The organism is Streptomyces viridiviolaceus (assembly GCF_014650995.1).
Lineage (GTDB): Bacteria > Actinomycetota > Actinomycetes > Streptomycetales > Streptomycetaceae > Streptomyces > Streptomyces viridiviolaceus.
Map to the genome: position 1 here is coordinate 276,412 of NZ_BMWA01000005.1, position 18,429 is coordinate 294,840.

The window sequence follows — 18,429 nt, forward strand, 5'->3', positions numbered from 1 at the left end:
TTCATTGTGAGTATAGGTAACAATGAGCTACGATCCGAACGCCCTCCCCAGGGCCCGCCCTGTCGATCCCCGTAGGAGCCCATGCACCCCGATCACGAATCCACCTGGACCCCGCCCGCCGACGCGAAGGAACAGCCCCGGCAGGTGCGCCGCATCCTGAAGCTGTTCCGCCCCTACCGCGGGCGCCTCGCGGTCGTCGGGCTGCTCGTCGGCGCCGCCTCGCTCGTCTCCGTCGCCACGCCCTTCCTCCTCAAGGAGATCCTCGACGTCGCGATCCCCGAGCGGCGCGCGGGCCTGTTGAGCCTGCTCGCCCTCGGCATGATCCTCGGCGCCGTCCTCACCAGCGTCTTCGGCGTGCTGCAGACCCTGATCTCCACGACGGTCGGCCAACGCGTCATGCACGACCTGCGCACCGCCGTCTACGGCCGGCTGCAGCGCATGTCGCTCGCCTTCTTCACCCGCACCCGCACCGGCGAGGTCCAGTCCCGCATCGCCAACGACATCGGCGGCATGCAGGCCACGGTCACCTCCACGGCGACCTCCCTGGTCTCCAATCTCACCAGCGTGATCGCCACGATCGTCGCGATGGTCGCCCTCGACTGGCGGCTGACCGTCGTCTCGCTGCTCCTCCTCCCGGTGTTCGTGTGGATCAGCCGCCGCGTCGGCAGGGAGCGCAGGAAGATCACCACCCGGCGTCAGAAGCAGATGGCCGCGATGGCCGCCACCGTCACCGAGTCGCTCTCCGTCAGCGGCATCCTCCTCGGCCGCACCATGGGACGGTCCGACTCGCTCACCCGCGCCTTCTCCGAGGAGTCCGAACGCCTGGTCGACCTGGAAGTGAAGTCGAACATGGCGGGCCGCTGGCGCATGGCCGTCATCACGATCGTCATGGCCGCCATGCCCGCCGTCATCTACTGGACCGCGGGCATCGCCCTCCAACTCGGCGGCCCCGACGTCTCCCTCGGCACGATCGTCGCCTTCGTCTCCCTCCAGCAGGGCCTGTTCCGCCCGACCGTCAGCCTGCTGTCGACCGGCGTCCAGATCCAGACCTCGCTCGCGCTCTTCCAGCGCATCTTCGAGTACCTCGACCTGCCGATCGACATCACCGAGCGGGAAGACCCCGTCCACCTCGACCGCGTCAAGGGCGAGGTCCGCTTCGAGGGCGTCGAGTTCCGCTACGACGACAAGGGTGGTCCGGTCCTCGAGGGCGTCGACATCACCGTCCCCGCCGGCGGCAGCCTCGCCGTCGTCGGTCCGACCGGCGCCGGCAAGTCCACGCTCGGCTACCTGGTGCCGCGGTTGTACGACGTGACGGGCGGCCGGGTGACCCTGGACGGGGTCGACGTGCGCGACCTCGACTTCGACACCCTCGCCCGTGCGGTCGGCGTCGTCTCGCAGGAGACGTACCTCTTCCACGCCTCGGTCGCCGAGAACCTGCGCTTCGCCAAGCCGGACGCCACCGACGAGGAACTGGTGGCGGCTGCGAAGGCCGCCCAGATCCACGACCACATCGCCGCCCTGCCCGACGGCTACGACACCGTGGTCGGCGAGCGCGGCCACCGCTTCTCCGGCGGCGAGAAGCAGCGCCTGGCCATCGCCCGCACCATCCTGCGCGACCCGCCCGTCCTCATCCTCGACGAGGCGACCAGCGCCTTGGACACCCGCACCGAGGCAGCCGTGCAGGCGGCCATCGACGCCCTCTCCGCCGACCGCACCACGCTCACCATCGCGCACCGCCTTTCCACCGTCCGCGGCGCGGACCAGATCGTCGTCCTCGACTCCGGTCGACTGGCCGAACGGGGCACCCACGAGGAACTGCTGGAGCGGGACGGGCGCTATGCGGCCCTGGTCCGCAGGGACGCCCGACTGGAGCCGACGAGATGACGATATGCCGGGTTTACGGCGATTCGAGGGTTACCGTGCCCGCATGCAGATGAACTCTCCGTCACGGAGCGCGAGGAGTACGAGGAAAACGATCCGCCTGACGACCCGGGGCCGCCTCGCCCTGGTCGCGGCCGGAGCGGCCGGGGCCGGGACCGCCGCGGCGCTGCTGCTGCTCGTCCCCGCCGACCAGGAGGCCCCGCCCCGCCCCACGTCCCTGGTGATTCCGGCGGGCTGGCGCGCGACCCAGGTCTACGAGGCCGTCGACAAGACCCTCGACCTGCCCGCGGGCACCACGCAGCAGTCCCTGGCCCAGGCCGAGCTCGACCTGCCGAACGACGCGGAGGGCAACCCCGAGGGCTATCTCTACCCGGCGACGTACCCGCTCGGCGACCAGCCGACGCCGGAGAAGCTGCTCGCCGCCATGGTCGACACCGCGAACAGGAAGTTCCTGGGCGCACCGATCGCCGCCGGAGCCCAGCGCAACGCGCTGAACGTCTACCAGGCGGTGACCATCGCGAGCATCGTGCAGGCCGAGGCCGCGACGAAGGACGACATGGGCAGGGTGGCCCGGGTGATCTTCAACCGCCTGGCGCGCGGCATGCCGCTGCAGATGAACTCCACCGTCAACTACGCCACGGGCCGAACCGGGCTGCAGCCCACCGTCGAGGACACACGGATCGACAGTCCCTACAACTCGTATCAGCGCATGGGCCTGCCGCCCACGCCCATCGACAATCCCGGTGAGGATGCGATGCGCGCCGCGATCAACCCGACCCCGGGTGATTGGCTGTACTTCGTCACGGTCAAGCCCGGCGACACCCGCTTCACCGCCGACCGAGCCGAACACGAGCGCAACGTCGCCGAGGCCGAACGGAACCGGCGCAGCGCCTCGTCCCGGGCGACGGCCACGGCCGGATGAGCCGACGGGGCGTCATGCGGCGGGCGCTGCCTCCTCCGTCAGCAGCCGCCTGATGTCCCGTACGGCCGCGCGCCCCGCCCGGTTGGCGCCGATGGTGCTGGCCGACGGCCCGTAGCCGACGAGGTGGACCCGGGGATCGGCGACCGCGCGCGTCCCCTCGACGCGGATCCCGCCGCCCGCCTCGCGCAGCCGCAGCGGCGCCAGATGGTCGATGGCGGCCCGGAACCCGGTCGCCCACAGGATGACGTCGGCGGCCACCTGCCGTCCGTCCCTCCACGCCACTCCACCGGGCGTGATCCGGTCGAACATGGGCCGGCGGTCCAGCACACCGGAGTCGATGCCCGCCCGGATCGCGTCGTTGAGCGGCAGCCCGGTCACCGACACCACGCTCTTCGGCGGCAGCCCCTGCCGCACCCGCTCCTCCACCAGTGCCACCGCGGCCCGGCCCGCGTTCTCGTCGAAGGGCCCCTCGCGGAAGACGGGCGGGCGCCGGGTCACCCACGTGGTCGCCGCGGCGTACGGGGCGAGCTCCAGCAGGTGCTGCGTGCCCGAGGCGCCCCCGCCCACCACGACCACCCGCTGCCCGGCGAACTCCTCGGGGCCGGCGTACTGCGCGGTGTGCAGCTGCCGCCCGCGGAAGGTCTCCTGGCCCGGATAACGCGGCCAGAACGGCCGGTCCCATGTGCCGGTCGCGTTGATCAGGGCCCGCGTCGACCAGGTTCCCGCCGAGGTCTCCACGAGCAGCCGCCCCGCGGTCCCCTCGCGCACGGCGTGGACGTCGACGGGCCGCCGTACCCGCAGATCGAAGGCGCGCTCGTAGGCCGCGAAGTACTCGGCCACGACCTCGGAGGACGGCCGCGCCGGATCCGCGCCGGTCAGTTCCATGCCCGGCAGCGAGTGCATCCCGTGCACCTTGCCGTACGTCAGCGACGGCCAGCGGAACTGCCACGCACCGCCCGGCCCGGGGGAGTGGTCCAGCACCACGAAATCGCTCTCCGGTTCGAACCCGGAACGCCGCAGATGATAGGCACCTGCCAGTCCGGCCTGACCGGCACCGATGACGACGACCTCGACCTCGCGCGTGTTGTTCACCTTTCTACAAACAGTGCCCGGCGATCAGATCTTCCCCCGGGGCGATCACCGGCCCGACCCTCCCGTGCGCGCCCGGCGCCGTGCGTCAGGATGGAGCCATGCCAGATGCCTTCACCACCCGAGTCCTGAACCTGGCCACCGGCTCCGCGGAGCGCGTCGCCGACATCACCGGTGACTGCGAGTCCTTCCTGCGCGAGGTGGCGGCGGGCCGCGACGGCCTCCTCAACGTCTTCGTCCCGCACGCCACCGCCGGCATCGCGATCATCGAGACGGGCGCGGGCAGCGACGACGACCTGCTGGCCGCCCTGCACACCCTGCTGCCCGCCGACGACCGCTGGCAGCACCGGCACGGCAGCCCCGGCCACGGCCGGGACCACGTCCTGCCCGCCCTCGTGCCACCGCACGCGACGCTGCCGGTGCTGGCCGGGCGGCTGGAGCTCGGGACCTGGCAGTCGGTGTGCCTGGTCGACACGAACAAGGACAATGCCAACCGTCAGGTCCGGCTGTCCTTCCTCGGGGCATGACCCGAGGGCGGTCCGGGCACGCGGTGTGATCCGAGCCTGCCCGGCCCGTCGCCTTCTCGTCCCGGCCGGCCGGGTCTGCTGCCGGGGCCGCGCCACCGTGCGCACCCCTTGCTCCGGTCGATCCCTGCCCCAGAGGTACGCCCGGTTCGAGCGCTCCGAGAGAACGCGTCTTCACCTGCTTGTGACCATGACGGATCGTCACGGTTCCACGCCCCACGACGACTCCGAAGGTCACATCACCCTGTACGTCGGAGGCGAGCCGGTGGCCACCGCGGAGTTCGACGCCTCCTGGAGCGCCCCCGGCCCGCTTCAGGTCGGCCGCGGCCACACCGCCGACGGCGACTGGGGCGAGTACTTCCACGGCGGGGCGGACACCGCTGAGCTTCCTGGGCCGAGCCGGGAACCTGCCCCCGCCGGGACTCCCGGCGGGGGCAGGGCCGTCGCAAGACCTACATCGCGCCCACGCTCCCCAAGATGCGCTCCGCCAGCTCCCGCTCCTTGTACGTCGGTCCGTTCGGATCGGCGAGGAGGGGCAGCGACCCCAACCGGTAGCACTGGTAGACAGCTCGTTCGAGCTCGGCGAGCTGGCTCCTCAGGAGCCGGGGCTGGGCCACGGCGGCATCGGACGGCGGTGTCAGGGCCCGCCCGAGACCGGCCAGGGGGGCGAGGATGTCCGCGCCCTTCGCCAGGTCCATCTCCGGGCCGACCCGGCCCACCGAGGCGAGGACCGCCTGGGCCATCCCCCGCGGGTGAGTGCCGTGGTCGTCGATGCGGCCGAGGACGCCGTTGCCGAACCAGAGCAGCTCGCGCAGTTTCTCGGTGGGTGCCTGCGGTGCGAGCCGGACGGCCTTCAGCCGTTCCGTCATCGTGCTCCTGCCGCCAGGCTCCCGATCGCCCGTGGCGTCGAGCGGCAGCCAGGTCCGGACGATGTGCTCCACGTGCAGGGAACGGACCGCCCGCATGCCCGTGCAGCGGGCGAGCAGGACCGCGCCCCGCGCGAGTTCCTCGTCCTCGCGGCCGAGTTCGGCCATCGTCAGGCATGCCGCGAGCAGCGGGAACAGTTCCAGCTCGGACGAGCCGTCCAGCTGGAACGCCGACCTTCCGCGCTGCACCAGCCAGGACTCGAGCGCCTCGCGTGCGCCCGTGTCGGGGACGCCGTCCGGCTCCACGGCGAAATCGAGGTTCCCCGTCAGCCGGGCCGTGTCCTCGGGGCCCGTCTCACCGTCCAGCCGGGCGACGGCCTGGATCACGGCCATGTCGGGACCGGTCGCCCTTTTGTCCGGCGAGTCCGTCCAGTCACGGCACAGACCCCGCGTTCTGTCATGTGCCTCGGCCGCCTTCGGCAGGCTTCTCATGAGCCGGTGCGGCAGGTCCAGTGCGACGGCCCGGCCGCCGTGGGGCACGACTTCGACCAGTACCTGGTCGCCCCGGTCGTCGAGCCGGGCGATCTCCGCCAGCAGCGGTTCGCCGGCCTGGTGGCCGTCGTGCGTCGCGGACGGCTGGAGACGTACGAGCATCCCGTGCGGCTGGGAGCGGGCCAGGACGGCGTGCGCGCGGGACACCTCCGCCAGTGGCTCGACGCGCAGGGTGGAGCCCAGCGCGAACCGACCCAGGGCCTGGCGCACCTGCCGGACGTCGACGGCCGACACCCCTGCGCTCCCCAGCTCCCTGACCCGCAGCGGGGCACTGCCGACCCTGCCCAGCCTGATCACGTGCTCGGTGATCTCGTCCGCGGTGAGCCCGCCCGCCCAGGACAGTCTCGCGGCCGGCAGCCAGCGGTAGCCCTCGTCGTGCGGGGCGCGCAGCAGCAGACCGACGACGGTGTCCTCCGACGTGACGAGAGCCAGAGGATGGGCCTCGAACTCATCGGTGTGGGGTTGCTGCGCCTGCCTCAGCCGGGTGTACGGCACCACCCTCTTCGACGCCCGGTCGTACACGAGGTTGAGCCACACGGGCGCCCGCTCGGCGGCGAGGGTCCGGGCCGTCGCCTCGGCGTGCCGGGGCGGCACCCCCCGTACCACGTCGGTGAGGGGCAACCGGTACAGGGCTGCGCCCGCGCGCAGCACCAGCTGGTCGTCGAAGGCGGCGACGGCCTGGCAGAGGAACAGACCGGCCCGGTCGAGACCACCTGCCGGCTGCTTGCTTCGCGCGACCACGAGCGTCCCGTCGGCCCGCGCCTCCTCGACCGTGACCGGCAGCGCCCCGCCCAGTGCCGCGAGCACGTCGCTCACGCGGGGCCCGTCCAGCAGTTCGCGCAGCCAGGCGCCACCCCGCCAGTGCGCCGGGTCGGCGGACAGGCGCACGGGTGTGTCGTGGAGGCCCAGGAGACAGAGGGAGTCGTCGGGCCCCCGCACTCCGAGCAGCGCCGTGTCGCCCGGTGCGACGGGGGCCGCCCCGGCGAGCGGACACACGTGGTTGGTGTGGTCCAGGACGACGGCGTCGCCCGTGCGGTACGACGCTGCCGCCGGGCCGGCGGGGTAGGTGAGGGCGTAGTCGCCGGAACCGAGCCGCAGACCGCCGCGCTTGGCGTTGACCTGGGTGACCGGCAGCACCGAGCGACCAGGTGCGTCGGGCAGGAGCGCACTGCGCGGGCCCGGCTCCCACTTCAGCAGCCGCAGCCGCCTGGGGTCCGTGACGTCCCCGCGGACCACGGCCAGGGAGACCCGGTCGCCCGGGCCGAACAGGCTCCAGTCCATCCGGTCCAGCGTGTAGACGCCCGGCCCCAGCAGCAGCGAGGTGCCGACCTCGACGACCCGTCCGGGACTGAGTTCGAGCCACAGGCCGCGGAGTTTGCCGTCCTTGGGGTGCCGCGCGGGCGCGGCGACCGTGTACACGAGGGACGAGGAGAGGGACTTGTCGTCGCGCGGCTCCTCCGTGAGCGCCGTCGCCGGGGCGCCGAACCGGCGGATGGCCTCCGGCCGGTAGCGCAGGGTCCAGTGGCCGTCCTCCTCGTCGAAGAAGACCGGCTCCTCCGACATGACGCGCCCGGTGAGGTCCTTCCACGGGTACTTGACCCTGCCGTTCTGCAGGAACGAGGTCGCGGTGTCGTGGTACTCCCAGCGGATGCCGCAGAGCCTGCGGACCTCCTCCGCGTCCGCGTCCCGGAAGGACAGCCTCGCCCAGGGCACGGCCGGCGCGTCGGTCCCCTGGGCGCCGACCACCCTGATCTGCGGCTCGGCACGGTGGAGGCCCACGGTGGCCGCGCGCGGGTCGCCCCCCGCGGCGCCGCCCACCGGGCGCAGCCTCACCCCGCCCGCGCCCCGGCGCAGCAGGGCGACCTTGGGGTGCGGGGTGGCGAGCAGCTCCTGCCCGTGGTTCCGGTCGGCCGTGCCGAACGCGCCGCGCAGACCGGCGACGGTGAACCCGTTCGGCATGTCGGGCCTGCCGCCCTTGGTCAGCAGGCTGTTCTTCGGCAGGACGACGGCGGGCCGGTCCTCGTGGGTGGGGATGTAGTCCGCGTCGGCGTCCTGCGCCGGAGTGATCCACACGTCGTCGCCCCTCGACTGCAGCCGCACGAGCGCGCCCCGGGTGTACCCCATGGGCTGGGGCGTGCGGTGCACGACGCCGGGACGCAGTTCCACCGTGTCGGGGCCGGCGACGGCGGCGATCAGGCTGCCGCCCGCATGTTCCACGGCACTGTGGAGCCCTTCCCGGGGCGGGGGAGCGGTGATGTCGCCGAGGACGCGCCCGGCGTCCCGGGCATCGCTCTGCAGACGCACCAGCATGACGCCCTTGTCCCGGTAATGGTCCTGACGTCCTTCGTCCAGCAGCCGGGGCAGCAGGTGCTCGCGGGAGGAGAACTGGCGGCGTGGGATGTGGACGACCAGCGGATCCGTGTCCGGTTCTCGCAGTACGTCCTCGGGCAGCCGGAACTCGATCGTGGTGTCGTTGCCGTCGCGGCGGATCCCGCCGGCCACCATGAACACGTGCTCGCGGTCGGCGATGCCGCCGGGCCCGACTCCGGTGTCGAGGTAGGTGAAGCGGCGGACCCGCGAGTCCGCCGCGTAGGCGTCGCGGTCGAACCGGGCGAGGATCTCCAGGGTCTGCGCTCCGTTCGCACCGCGCGGGTCGCGGGCCAGCGCGGCGAGCACACGGGCGCGGCTGTCGGGATCGAGTTCGGCCTGGACCGGGTAGGTCTGCGACTGGTCGAGGTCCTGACTCCGGGTCCGTCGGCGCAACCGCACGGCCCGGACCGCGATCCGGCCCGTGGCGGGGTCGACCGCCAGAGTCAGACGGTGCAGCACCCGCAGCCCGGCCTCGATGAACGTGCGCCTGCCGACGCCGATCTCCACATCCTCCTCGGGACGGATGTTGATCACGGTCCGGCCCGCCGCGTCGAGTCGCACATCCATGCGGGTGAGCCGGTCGCCGTGGTGCAGCGGAAAGGCGTACTCGTCGCCGACCGGGTCGTCGCCGACGGTCAGTTCGGTGTCCGACAGGAGCACGGTGAAGCCGCGGCCCCACTCGAAGCGCCGGACGTCGCGGCCGCCGTCGGTCTCCCTGCCCACGTAGTGGACGTCGAGCTGGAGCCCGCACCGGTCCGCCGCCATGCCCTCCGCGACACCTGCGGCCGCAGCGGCGAACTCGGCCGCGGTGCAGGGCTGCGCCGCCCGAGTGGACGCCCGCAGCTCACCGTCCTGCTCGATGAGTACGGCCCGGGCCTGGTCCGAGTACTCGACGGCACCCACGTACGGGGCGTCGCCCGCCACCAGCGGGATGCGCGCGCCCCGGCACTCCAGGACCTCGCCGTGCAGCCTGCCCGTCACCGGAACCAGCACGCCCTGGGCCAGCCGCTCGCGCCACTCCTCGGTGGGCGGTCGCTGCGCCGGGGCCGCACCCTGGCGGGGCCGGCGCTTCAGCGGCCGCACCGCCAGCTCCCGCCACAGGGTGACGAGCCCGTCCCCGGCGCTGTCCACGCGCAGGCGGACGTCGTACACCTCACCGCTGCCGGGCCGGTCGGGCGGCGTGTCACCGATCAGCTCGTCCTTCCCGGACCGCACCAGCAGGCGCTGCCACTGGGCGTCCCGGTGCCAGGCGGCCGAGGCGACCTGTGAGACGACGACGCCCTGCATGCCGGCCGGGAACCCCTCCGCCGCGGTGGTCGGCACCGAGACGAGCTCCGTGCTCCCGGCCCGGCCGTAGTAGGCGCGTCCGTCGGACCGGCCCAGGAGGCGGTGCGGTTCCGTCGGCGGACGGTCCTGCTCGACGCACCGGTAGAGCGGGCTGCCGTAGACGAGCCGCCGGGTGGGCCGGAATTCCCAGCCGCGCCCGTCGGGGCGGCGCAGCGCTGTGAAGGTGGTTCCGGTGTGGTGGACGGGTTCGCTGAACGCACCGGCGGGGAGCAGCGAGGAGACGACGCTGCCGCCGATCTTCAGCCACACCTTGTAGTCGAAGTCGTTGCCCTGGCGGATCTGCGGCATGAGCACGACGACGCCACCGAGCAGTGCCGGGTCGGGAAGCTCCGTGAACCCGGACCCGATCAGCTCCAGGAACCGGCCGTCGTCGACCGGCGCCTCCGCCTCGGCGTGCGAGGTGTCGTGGATGTGCTTGACGTGGGTCACGACGACCCGGGTGACGGCCCCCGACTCGTCGAAGGCGAAGGTGCTGCCGTTGAGACGGACCGTCAGGCCGTCGGTGGTCACGGCCCGCACCAGGCTGTACCGGTTCGGGTCCAGGCAGCGCTTCACGCTCAGGATGTCGTGCTCGGTGATGTTCCACAGTGCGTCGAAGCGCTCCGGCGTGGGCGTGTGGTGGTCCCGCAGCTGGTACTCGGCCGGCCGTCCCTTGACGACAGCCGCGTCGGGACGCCATTCCACGGGCCGGAACGCGCAGCGGTCGCCCGCCACCCCGCCCAGGTCGGTGACCGTCACCTCGGTGGGGAAACCCGGCACGGCGCGCGGACCGAGAGCGGTGTACCAGGAGCCGTCGGCCCGCCGCTCGGCTTGCCAGTACTCGTCCTCGCCCCGCGTGAAGAGAGCCTGCCACCGGCAGTTGCGGGTGTCGTGGCCGCCCGCCGAGAGGTTCTCCCAGCGCTCCTCGGCGCCCTTGGGCGGCTGGTCGAGGAGGAACAGCCGGCCGTCCGGGGCCAGTCCGGCGTAGACGAGGGTGCCGCGGCCGTGGGCGAGTACGGCCTCCAGGCTGTCCGCGGGGTCCACCCAGTCCTGCGGCCGCAGCACGTAGCTGCGCCCCGGGTCGGTGACGAAACGGTGCCCGACGGCCCTGTCCGCACCGGTGGCTTCCTGGGTTCCGGTGCAGACGAGCACCGTGGCCCGGCAGCCTGCCGGCCCCTGGTAGGGCAGATCGTGGGCGATGAGTTCCGTCGCGGTCCGGTCGGCGGGGAGCCAGCAGGTGAGTTCCTCGTCCCACCGGGCGACGGTGACGGTGGGGCGACGGGGGGACCCGTACGGTGCGGGGGCCGCGGTCCGTGTCGACAGGTCCGGGGCCCAGCGCTCCGACGCGCTGCCGAACGCCTGGTCCGAGACGTCGACGCCGCTCACCAGGACCTGCGGGCGGACACCGGGTGCGCAGACCACCTCGGCCGGCCTGAGCTCGCCGTGCACCGGTGCGGGCCTGACCGGCCGCGTCACCCGGGAACCGGGTGCCTGCACCCAGCGTCCCGCCGCGCGGTCCCAGAGCACCGCAAGACGGCACGGATCACCGATCCGCCAGTTCTCCGTGCCCGGCAGGGCGCAGACGGGCTCCTCCGCGCCCCAGTTGACCAGCACGGTGCCGGGATCCCCGTCGGCTGCCGTGTCCTCGTCGCCGTCCGCTCCGTCGAGCGGCCCGCCGCAGACGACACCGGAGACATAGTGGTGCCGGCGTTCCTTCCGCCACTGGTCGAGGACCTGCCGGCGCCGCACCCCGTTCAGCGCGTGCACGTCGGCCGGGGCCGCCTCGGACTCACCCTTGCCGTCCCTGGTGCCCAGGTCGAGCCGGAGCACCCGGGACTGCTGGAGGCCGTGGAAGCGGTCCAGGACTCGCGCGGTCACCAGCCGGGGATCCGCGGTGCGATGGCCCGGCGCGTCCGCGGGCGCCACGTGCAGCGCGGCATCGGGGCCGAGGGTGAGGTCCCGCCAGCTCTCGTCGACGACCTCTCCGAGGAGCCTGCGTTCGTCCCAGGCGAGGGAGATCGTGGAGATGGCGGTCACGAACGTCCGCAGTCCCGCCTCGACGGCCGCACGGGCGACGTGGCTCTCCAGTACCTCCCAGGGACCGCGCAGCGCCGTCAGGCCGGCTTCGGCGTCGCGGCGCCGGCGAACGGCCCTGATGGCCCGGATCCTCAGCCGGTTCATGTTCTCGTCGGACAGCGGCCCGCCCGTGGCGCGCAGCCGGTCGAACAACAGCTCGTAGTAACGGGGGGCGGCGGCACTGAACTCGACGACGCTGTCGATGACGGTCTCGAAGACCCGCCGCAGCTGTTCCTGCCGGTCGGCGTCGGCCGCTGGTGAACCGTCCGGCAGCGGTGCGAGGAGATTGATCGCCGCGGCCCTGGTCGCCCTCGGCCAGTCCCGTGGCTGGCTCAGGGCGGACATCGTGTCGAACCACTCGTGGACCCACCCCTGCAGCTGGTCGAGGTGATCGGAGCCCGGCGAGGCCAGCAGGGCGCCGAGCCGGACGGTCCGCATGGCGTCCCGGCCCCGGAGGGCCTTCATGGCCCGCGGGATGTCCAGCCCGTACCGCTGCCAGACCTCCAGCGGATACGGCTTGGCGGCCAGCACCTGCTCGTACGGCACCGGGCGCGGCCTCCCACCCGTGTCGAACACGCCGGTCAGCGGCCCGAGCCAGTCCGGCCGCTCGGTGAAGTGGCCGTCGAACTCCTGTACCAGCGCGCTGACGAACAGCTCGTCGCTCGCGCCGTGCCGGTCCCTGCCGCGGGCGGCGTCGAGGTCCTGCATCCGCTGCGCCGCCTCGGCCAGTACGCGCCGTGCGTGCGGTTGGTCACCGCCGTACCAGCCCAGGGTGTTGCGCGCGGCACCCGCCCCGTGCCGGGATCCGGCCGCCGCCTCCCGGATCCAGCGGCGCGCCCCGTGCAGGGCGGGCCGGCGGAACAGCAACGACCACTGGCGTCCGCGGTCGTGGTCCCGTCCCGTCTCGACGGCCCCCGCGCCGCCGATCAGGAAGTCCGCGAGGGCTCCGGCGGTGACCTGGGGATGACGGCCGGTGCCCGTGCGTTCCACGGCCTGCTGGGCGTGCCACACCAGAGCCGCCAGGGAGGCGGTGACCGGGGCCCCGGGCGGACGCTGGTTGCCGTTGCGCAGCTCGGCGACGAAGGGTCCGAGGGGGCCGTCCCGCAGCACGTCCTCGGCGTGGAACAGCAGGCCCAGCAGGTGGTCGGGCATGCCCTCGGAGCCGGTGGCGTCCGCGGCGCCCAGGTCGCGCAGCAGCCGCACGGCCAGTGACGAGACCGCAGCGAGCTGGATCAGCACCGCCGGACGGTCGCTGGTGCGGTAGAACTTCTCCTTCCGCACACCGTCGCTGGGGAAGGCGTCGTCGGTGCGCTCGGCCCAGGGGGAGCAGGCCTCGCACGGTGCCCGTCCGGGCCCGGCCTCGGCCGCGGCGAGCGCGGGCACGCTTCCGTGGATCTTCGCGGTGGACGTCAGCCACGACAGCCCGGCCGGGTCGTCGGGTGACGCCCACCGCGGGTCGATCCCGGCGTCCTCGGCTCCGGCCAGGCGCGTCTCCGCCGGTGGCCCCCACCAGTCGGCGGTGCGCCGCGCGGTCTCCACCGGGTTGTGCGCGGCCGCGAGCTCCCAGAGGGTGAGCTGCCAGAGCACGGCGACGAGGCCGCTGTCGGGGCGGTTGTCGAGGACGCCGAGGCGTGCCTTGACCGCGTCGCGCTGCTCCTTGGCCGTGTGGTGCCCGGGCCGCCAGAGGCGGTGGAGCGTACCCCGGGCGATCTCCGGTTCGAGCAGTCCGGGTTCGGGGCCGTACTCGTCGCCCGGGTGACCGAACCAGGAGCGCGCGGCGGCCGCGAGGAGGTCGGGCTCCAGGTCCGCGGCGCCCCGGCCCGCCTCGGCGAGCCTGGCGCGGACCTCGTCACCGGTCGCCGAGCGGTCGGTGCGCGTGAGCACGGCGCCGGCCAGGAGCAGCGGCAGCCTGCCCAGGTCGCCGTCCACGGCCCGCTGCACCAGCGGAATGCGCCGGTCGCCCAGGCACACGGTCGCGACGACCGCGGGACGGTGGGCCGCGGCGTGTTCCAGCAGAGCCAGCGCGACGGCGGGCACCGCGTGGTCGTGGAGATCGTGGTACGGAGCCGGGGACCAGCGCGCTCCCGTGCCGGCCTCGGTCCGTGGCGCGGGCACGGGCACCCGCGCCACCACCCGGCCGACCCGCTCGGCGAAGTCGTCCGCCTTGCCGTACAGGGCTTCGTACAGCAATTCGTGCAGGTCGCGGGCGAGGACGTTCGCGTCCGGAGCCTCGGGGCCGTTCTCCGCGTCCTCGAACAGCAGCGTCCACCAGACCAGGGACGCGCGCTCCACCAGCGTCTCGTCGTCGGCCGACCGGTCGGCCAGGGCGAGGACCGCCGGCAGGGCGTGCACCCGGACCGAGCCCTCCTGTTCGGTCAACCGGTCGAGAGCCACCCCGAGTTGAGCGGAGTCGCTGTGCGGTGAACGCAGGATCTCCATGATGTCCAGGTATTCCCTGGACTGATGGACGGTCAGCTTGAGAGCTGAGCTGAAGTACCAGTCGGCGAGCACTGAACTCCTCATCAACGTCGGGGAATGCGCGGGTGAAGGATCCGCTGCAGCGGTTCGAGGTGGTCCCGGACCTCGGGGTCGTTCTCGCGGTCCGTGTCGAAGCCGAGCACCCGGCGCAGTGCCGGGGGCCACCCGCGGAGCAGTCCGACCGCGTCCGGCGTGAGCGGAGACCGGGCGAGCAGCGCCCAGACCGCCGGATGCCTCAGCGGGAAGGCGGGCCCGTCCGCGGGCGGAGCGACCAGGGCTCGCAGGGGAAGCTCCCTGCCTATGCCGCACCGGAGCGCGGCCGTGGCCCGCGCCGGCGTGTCGCAGTCCCGGAGGTGGGCGAGGGCGGCCGTGTCACCGGCGGCGGACTCCGTCTTCCCGGCCGTCACCGTCATGAGGTGGCCGGCTGCCATCGCGACCTCGTCGGGGACCAGCCGCCCCCAGGTGCGCAGGACGGCGGCCGCGTCGGTGGACCGGCTGCGCAGCAGGCCCGGAACGATCGCGTCGCCGTGTTCGCGCAGGCCGAGACGGCCGGGGTGGGGCGGCCACGCGTCACGCCAGGCATTGCGGACCACGTCCAGTTCGGCGTACCGGGCGGACGCGACGACCAGCGCGGCGGCACGGACGGCCGTGTCGTCGTCCCGTGCGGCTCCCGCCAGTGCCCTCTCGAACTCCTGAGGGGGCAGTGAACGCGCCTGTGCCAGGAGCTTCTCGGCCTCCGTGCGCCAACTCGCCCGCACCGAGCCGCCCGATCCCTCTGCGCGGTGCCGTTCCTCCGCGTCCGCCGGAACCGCGGGCACGCCCATCGGGAGCCGTCCCGGCACGACCCGGCTGAGGCAGGCCACCGACGGCCGGGCGAGGGCCAGATCGTCGACCAGGTCCTTGATCCGGTCCAGATCGGAACCGGCGAGGCGGCCCTGGACCCGCACGATCAGCGCGGCGCCCGGGAACGCGAGCGCCAGCCGCCGGGAGAACGCGGCGACGTCGTCCCGGTCCCGACCGCTCGCCGGGTCGTAGGGGAGCACGAGGCCGACGCGCCGGCCGTACCCGGGGTCGTCCGCGTCCGGCGCGCCGGGCCCCGCTTCCAGGTACCACTCGAGTTGGCGGTGGTCCGTCAGCGAGTGCGCGAGGTGGGTGGCGTCGCCCGGGGGGTCTCTCCAGTCGGGGCGCACGACGAACCAGCGGCGCGTCGGGAGCACGCCTTCGAGCACCCAATCCGGCTCCTCCCGCAGGACGTACTCCTCCACGTGCGTGAGCAGCGCGGCCAGCCGGGCGTCCCCGTCCGGCGCCGGGTCGACCAGCACCCCGCGCAGCGGCCCCCGGTCCAGGCCCCACAGCACGTCGATACGCGCCGGATGGCCGTCCCCGACCAGCGGACGCGGCTCGTCCGGATCCCAGTCCGCGGGAACGTGGTAGGCCGTCAGGCCCGTCAACTGCGGGGCGGGCAGTGGCGGAGGCGGGATCGGGAGGTGCCGGGGAGACTGCGCGGCCACGTAGACCGACGGCAGCCACTCGTCGGCGGCGGTCTGTTCCCGGATGCTGATCACGGCCCGGTCGACCGATCCGCTCGCGGCGAGCTCCTCGAAGAAGTTCCGGGCCATCCGGTGGGCGTCGATGTTCCTCACCGGGGTCCGCATGGCGATGACGTACGGAACACCGCCGCGTGCCAGCGCCTCGGCGAGGCTCGGGTCCACCGACCCGTGTCCGGGGGCGGCGGTCCGGCAGGCCAGGAGCAGGACCACCGCGACTCCCGCTCCGGTGAGCGCCTCGGCCAGTTCACCGGCGCCCACGAACTCGGGGGTGACCCCGTCGGGTCCGGCCAGCACCAGTCCGTCGCGCAGGCCGTGCCCCTGGAAGGCGAAGCACCAGGCGGGCGCCCGCAGTGCCGAGCGCAGTGCCGAGGCGGTGAGGGGGTACTCCAGCGGACGCACGGGGTGACGCGTCCTCGTCACCAGGGGCTCCCCGGCGACACTCGCGTCCGCGTCGGCCCCGACGAGCGGCTCGATCGTCTCCTTCCGCCCGTCCGGGCACACCAGTTCGCCCCGCACCTGCAGCGCACTGCCCAGCACCAGCGCACCGGTCAGGTCGTCCGGGTGGGGGTCGTTCAAGCGTGCGGGCAGCCCGGCCACCCGGCGGACCGGCAGGATGCCGCGATAGCGGGCCAGAACCCCGGGTCCGGGCCGGATGACGGGCGTGCCGTCCTGCCTCTCGGGCACCAGCGCCTGTTCCCACGGTATGTCGGCGAGGTCGGGATCGGTCACCTCCAGGCAGACCCGCAGCAGCAGGCCCGACGCGTCGGCACGCGCCACGGAGTTGTGGAAGGCGTCGCGCACCGGCCCCTCCGGCAGGAGCGACTTGCCGTCGCGTGCCGGCCAGTTGGCTCCCCTCTCCCGCTGCCTCGCGTCCGTGCAGACCGGCTGGTGTCCGTCGGATCGCCACACCCGCCCCTCGGGATCCGTGGCCTCGACCAGGACCGGGACGTAACCCGGCTTCACGTCCGGTGACGGCAGGCCGGAACGCTCCAGTCGCAGTACGAAGTCCGTGATGGGGCGGTACAGGCGGCCATCCATGGGAGTGCTCCAGGCATCACGTCAGCCCACGGGGGCTTCACCGAAGGCAGGCGGCAGGACGGCACTGACGCCGCCCGAGGACCCTGAGGAAGGATCCACTGTAGCGTCCGGCCGACGTACGGGAAGCACAGGTGACCGGCGGATGACGGCATCCGGTGATGTTGGTCAATAAGGCTGCTCCGCACGGTGGTTGGAGCGTACAGTGACCCTTCCCCATGGGGGCAGGAAACCGCCGCACCACCTCGGAGTCCGTCATCGACGTCCAACAGCCGCACGACCTTACGGCCCTCGTCGACTCACTGCCCGATCTGGGCAGGACCGACGCGTATCTGCGCAAGGCCATGACCCACGACGCCTGGCGAGACGTCGAGGAGCCCACACGGCAGGCCGTCGCGGACCTCTACCGCGCCACGGCCGTGCTGCTGGCCGACGATGACGTCTCCCGGGCGGAGGTCATGCGACGCTTCGAGAAGGAGGCCGGCCTGCTCCAGGAGCGGGACGTCGAACTGGACATCCTCGTCGACTCCCTGAGGCGCGCGCAGGACTCCGAGGACCTGGACGTGCTCGGAGTCGCCGGGAAGGCCAGTGCCCGGCCCAGCTGGGGCTGCCCGGTCGCCGGCTGCACGACCCTCGTCAAGGGCGATCACACCCGTCCCACCGGCCGGACGGACTGCGCCGCGCACCCGGGCACACCACTGACCAAGCGCCCCTGACACGGTCGTGATCGAAGGACTGGCGAAGGCCGTCGTCGAACCGCTCGCCGCACGCTGGCGCGCCACGGCACTCGGCACGTCCGCGGCCCTCTGGCTCGCCGCGGTGCTGCTCCACGTGCTGGCCCGCCCGGAGTCCGGCACCTGCGCGGGCTCACGCAGCCCGGTCTGCCGCATCGCCGAGTCCGGCCCCGCCGGCCCGGGGCTGCTGCTGCTCGCGGCGGTGGGCGCCGTGGTCGGTACGGCCTTTCTCGCCGCCGGTGTCACGCCCGGGCTGTACACCGCGCTCACGACCGACGACTGGCTCGGCAGAGGCCGCCCGGTGCGCTGGGCGGGAGAGTTGCTCGTACGCCGGCACATCCGGCGAAGGGACAGGCTGAGCGCCGCCGCCCTGGCGGCGGGGTCCGCGGGCGGCGGACGTGCCGGTCAGCGGGAGGCCGTGCTCGACGCCCGTCTGGCCCGCCGCTACCCACTGGACGACGAGTGGGTGAAGCCCACGGCGTGCGGAAACGTTCTCGCCGCGGTTTCGGAGCGGCTGGCCGTGCACATGGGGCTCGATCTGACGGTGGTCTGGCAGCCGCTGGTCGCGGCGCTGCCGGAGGCCGGCCGCGCGTCCCTCGTGGCTGCGAGCCAGGCGGTGCTCCAGCGGTGCCAGCAGATCCTGATCGCGCTGCTGGGTCTCGGTCTCACGCCGCTGTTCCCCTGGCGATACGGCATCTGGTGGGCGCTGGGCTGCGCGGTGGCGCTGCTCGCGTTCCGGCACGGGCTCGTCAGGGAGACCGAGGCGTTCGCCGAGCAGGTGCACACCGCGGTCGTGACCCATCGCGCGCCGGTGTACCGGGCGTTCGGGCTGCCGCTCCCGGCGAGTCCGGACACCGAGAAGGCGTCGGGGGAAGCGCTCACCGGGACGTTGAAGTCCTTCCAGGTGGGCGGTCCCCCCGCGGGCCCCGCGTACGACTGGCCTCCCGTGGTGTGAGCCGGGCGGTGCCGAGCCGGGGCGAGGGCCGTCGGCGGAGCACGCCGTCCGGCATTCGGCCGGCGTGCTCC

Annotated in this window: 8 protein-coding genes; 5 read left to right on the forward strand and 3 right to left on the reverse strand. The window is 73.4% G+C overall.

Annotation, left to right across the window (positions count from 1 at the left end):
• Positions 1-81 precede the first annotated feature (81 nt).
• A complete protein-coding gene (locus IE260_RS09065) occupies positions 82-1,884 on the forward strand; it encodes an ABC transporter ATP-binding protein (RefSeq protein WP_189869968.1) in 1,803 nt (600 codons plus the stop codon).
• 43 nt (positions 1,885-1,927) lie between these two features.
• A complete protein-coding gene (gene mltG, locus IE260_RS09070) occupies positions 1,928-2,803 on the forward strand; it encodes an endolytic transglycosylase MltG (protein WP_189869969.1) in 876 nt (291 codons plus the stop codon).
• Between the two features lie 12 nt (positions 2,804-2,815).
• Here mltG and IE260_RS09075 read toward each other — a convergent pair whose 3' ends face one another.
• Entirely contained in the window at positions 2,816-3,895 is a 1,080-nt protein-coding gene (locus IE260_RS09075; protein WP_189869970.1) for an NAD(P)-binding domain-containing protein, read from the reverse strand.
• A 98-nt stretch (positions 3,896-3,993) separates the two neighbouring features.
• Here IE260_RS09075 and IE260_RS09080 point away from each other — a divergent pair, with 98 nt between their 5' ends.
• On the forward strand, positions 3,994-4,419 hold the full coding sequence (locus tag IE260_RS09080; protein WP_189869971.1) for a secondary thiamine-phosphate synthase enzyme YjbQ: 426 nt from the start codon (positions 3,994-3,996) through the stop codon (positions 4,417-4,419).
• A 449-nt stretch (positions 4,420-4,868) separates the two neighbouring features.
• Here the strand turns inward: IE260_RS09080 and IE260_RS09085 are convergent, their stop codons facing one another.
• Together IE260_RS09085 and IE260_RS09090 are read right to left on the reverse strand one after the other, a co-directional pair.
• Entirely contained in the window at positions 4,869-14,129 is a 9,261-nt protein-coding gene (locus tag IE260_RS09085) for a hypothetical protein (protein ID WP_189869972.1), read from the reverse strand.
• The gene (locus tag IE260_RS09090) at positions 14,129-16,672 is read right to left on the reverse strand and encodes a CHAT domain-containing protein (RefSeq protein ID WP_189869973.1); all 2,544 of its coding nucleotides are present in this window, start codon (positions 16,670-16,672) and stop codon (positions 14,129-14,131) included. Before IE260_RS09090 ends, IE260_RS09085 begins: the two co-directional genes overlap by 1 nt.
• Before the next feature lie 215 nt (positions 16,673-16,887).
• Between IE260_RS09090 and IE260_RS09095 the strand changes: the two genes are divergently transcribed.
• Positions 16,888-17,385: a hypothetical protein gene (locus tag IE260_RS09095; protein ID WP_189869974.1), complete on the forward strand. Its 498-nt coding sequence runs from the start codon at positions 16,888-16,890 to the stop codon at positions 17,383-17,385.
• A gap of 7 nt (positions 17,386-17,392) precedes the next feature.
• The gene (locus tag IE260_RS09100) at positions 17,393-18,358 is read left to right on the forward strand and encodes a hypothetical protein (RefSeq protein WP_189869975.1); all 966 of its coding nucleotides are present in this window, start codon (positions 17,393-17,395) and stop codon (positions 18,356-18,358) included.
• Positions 18,359-18,429: the final 71 nt, after the last annotated feature.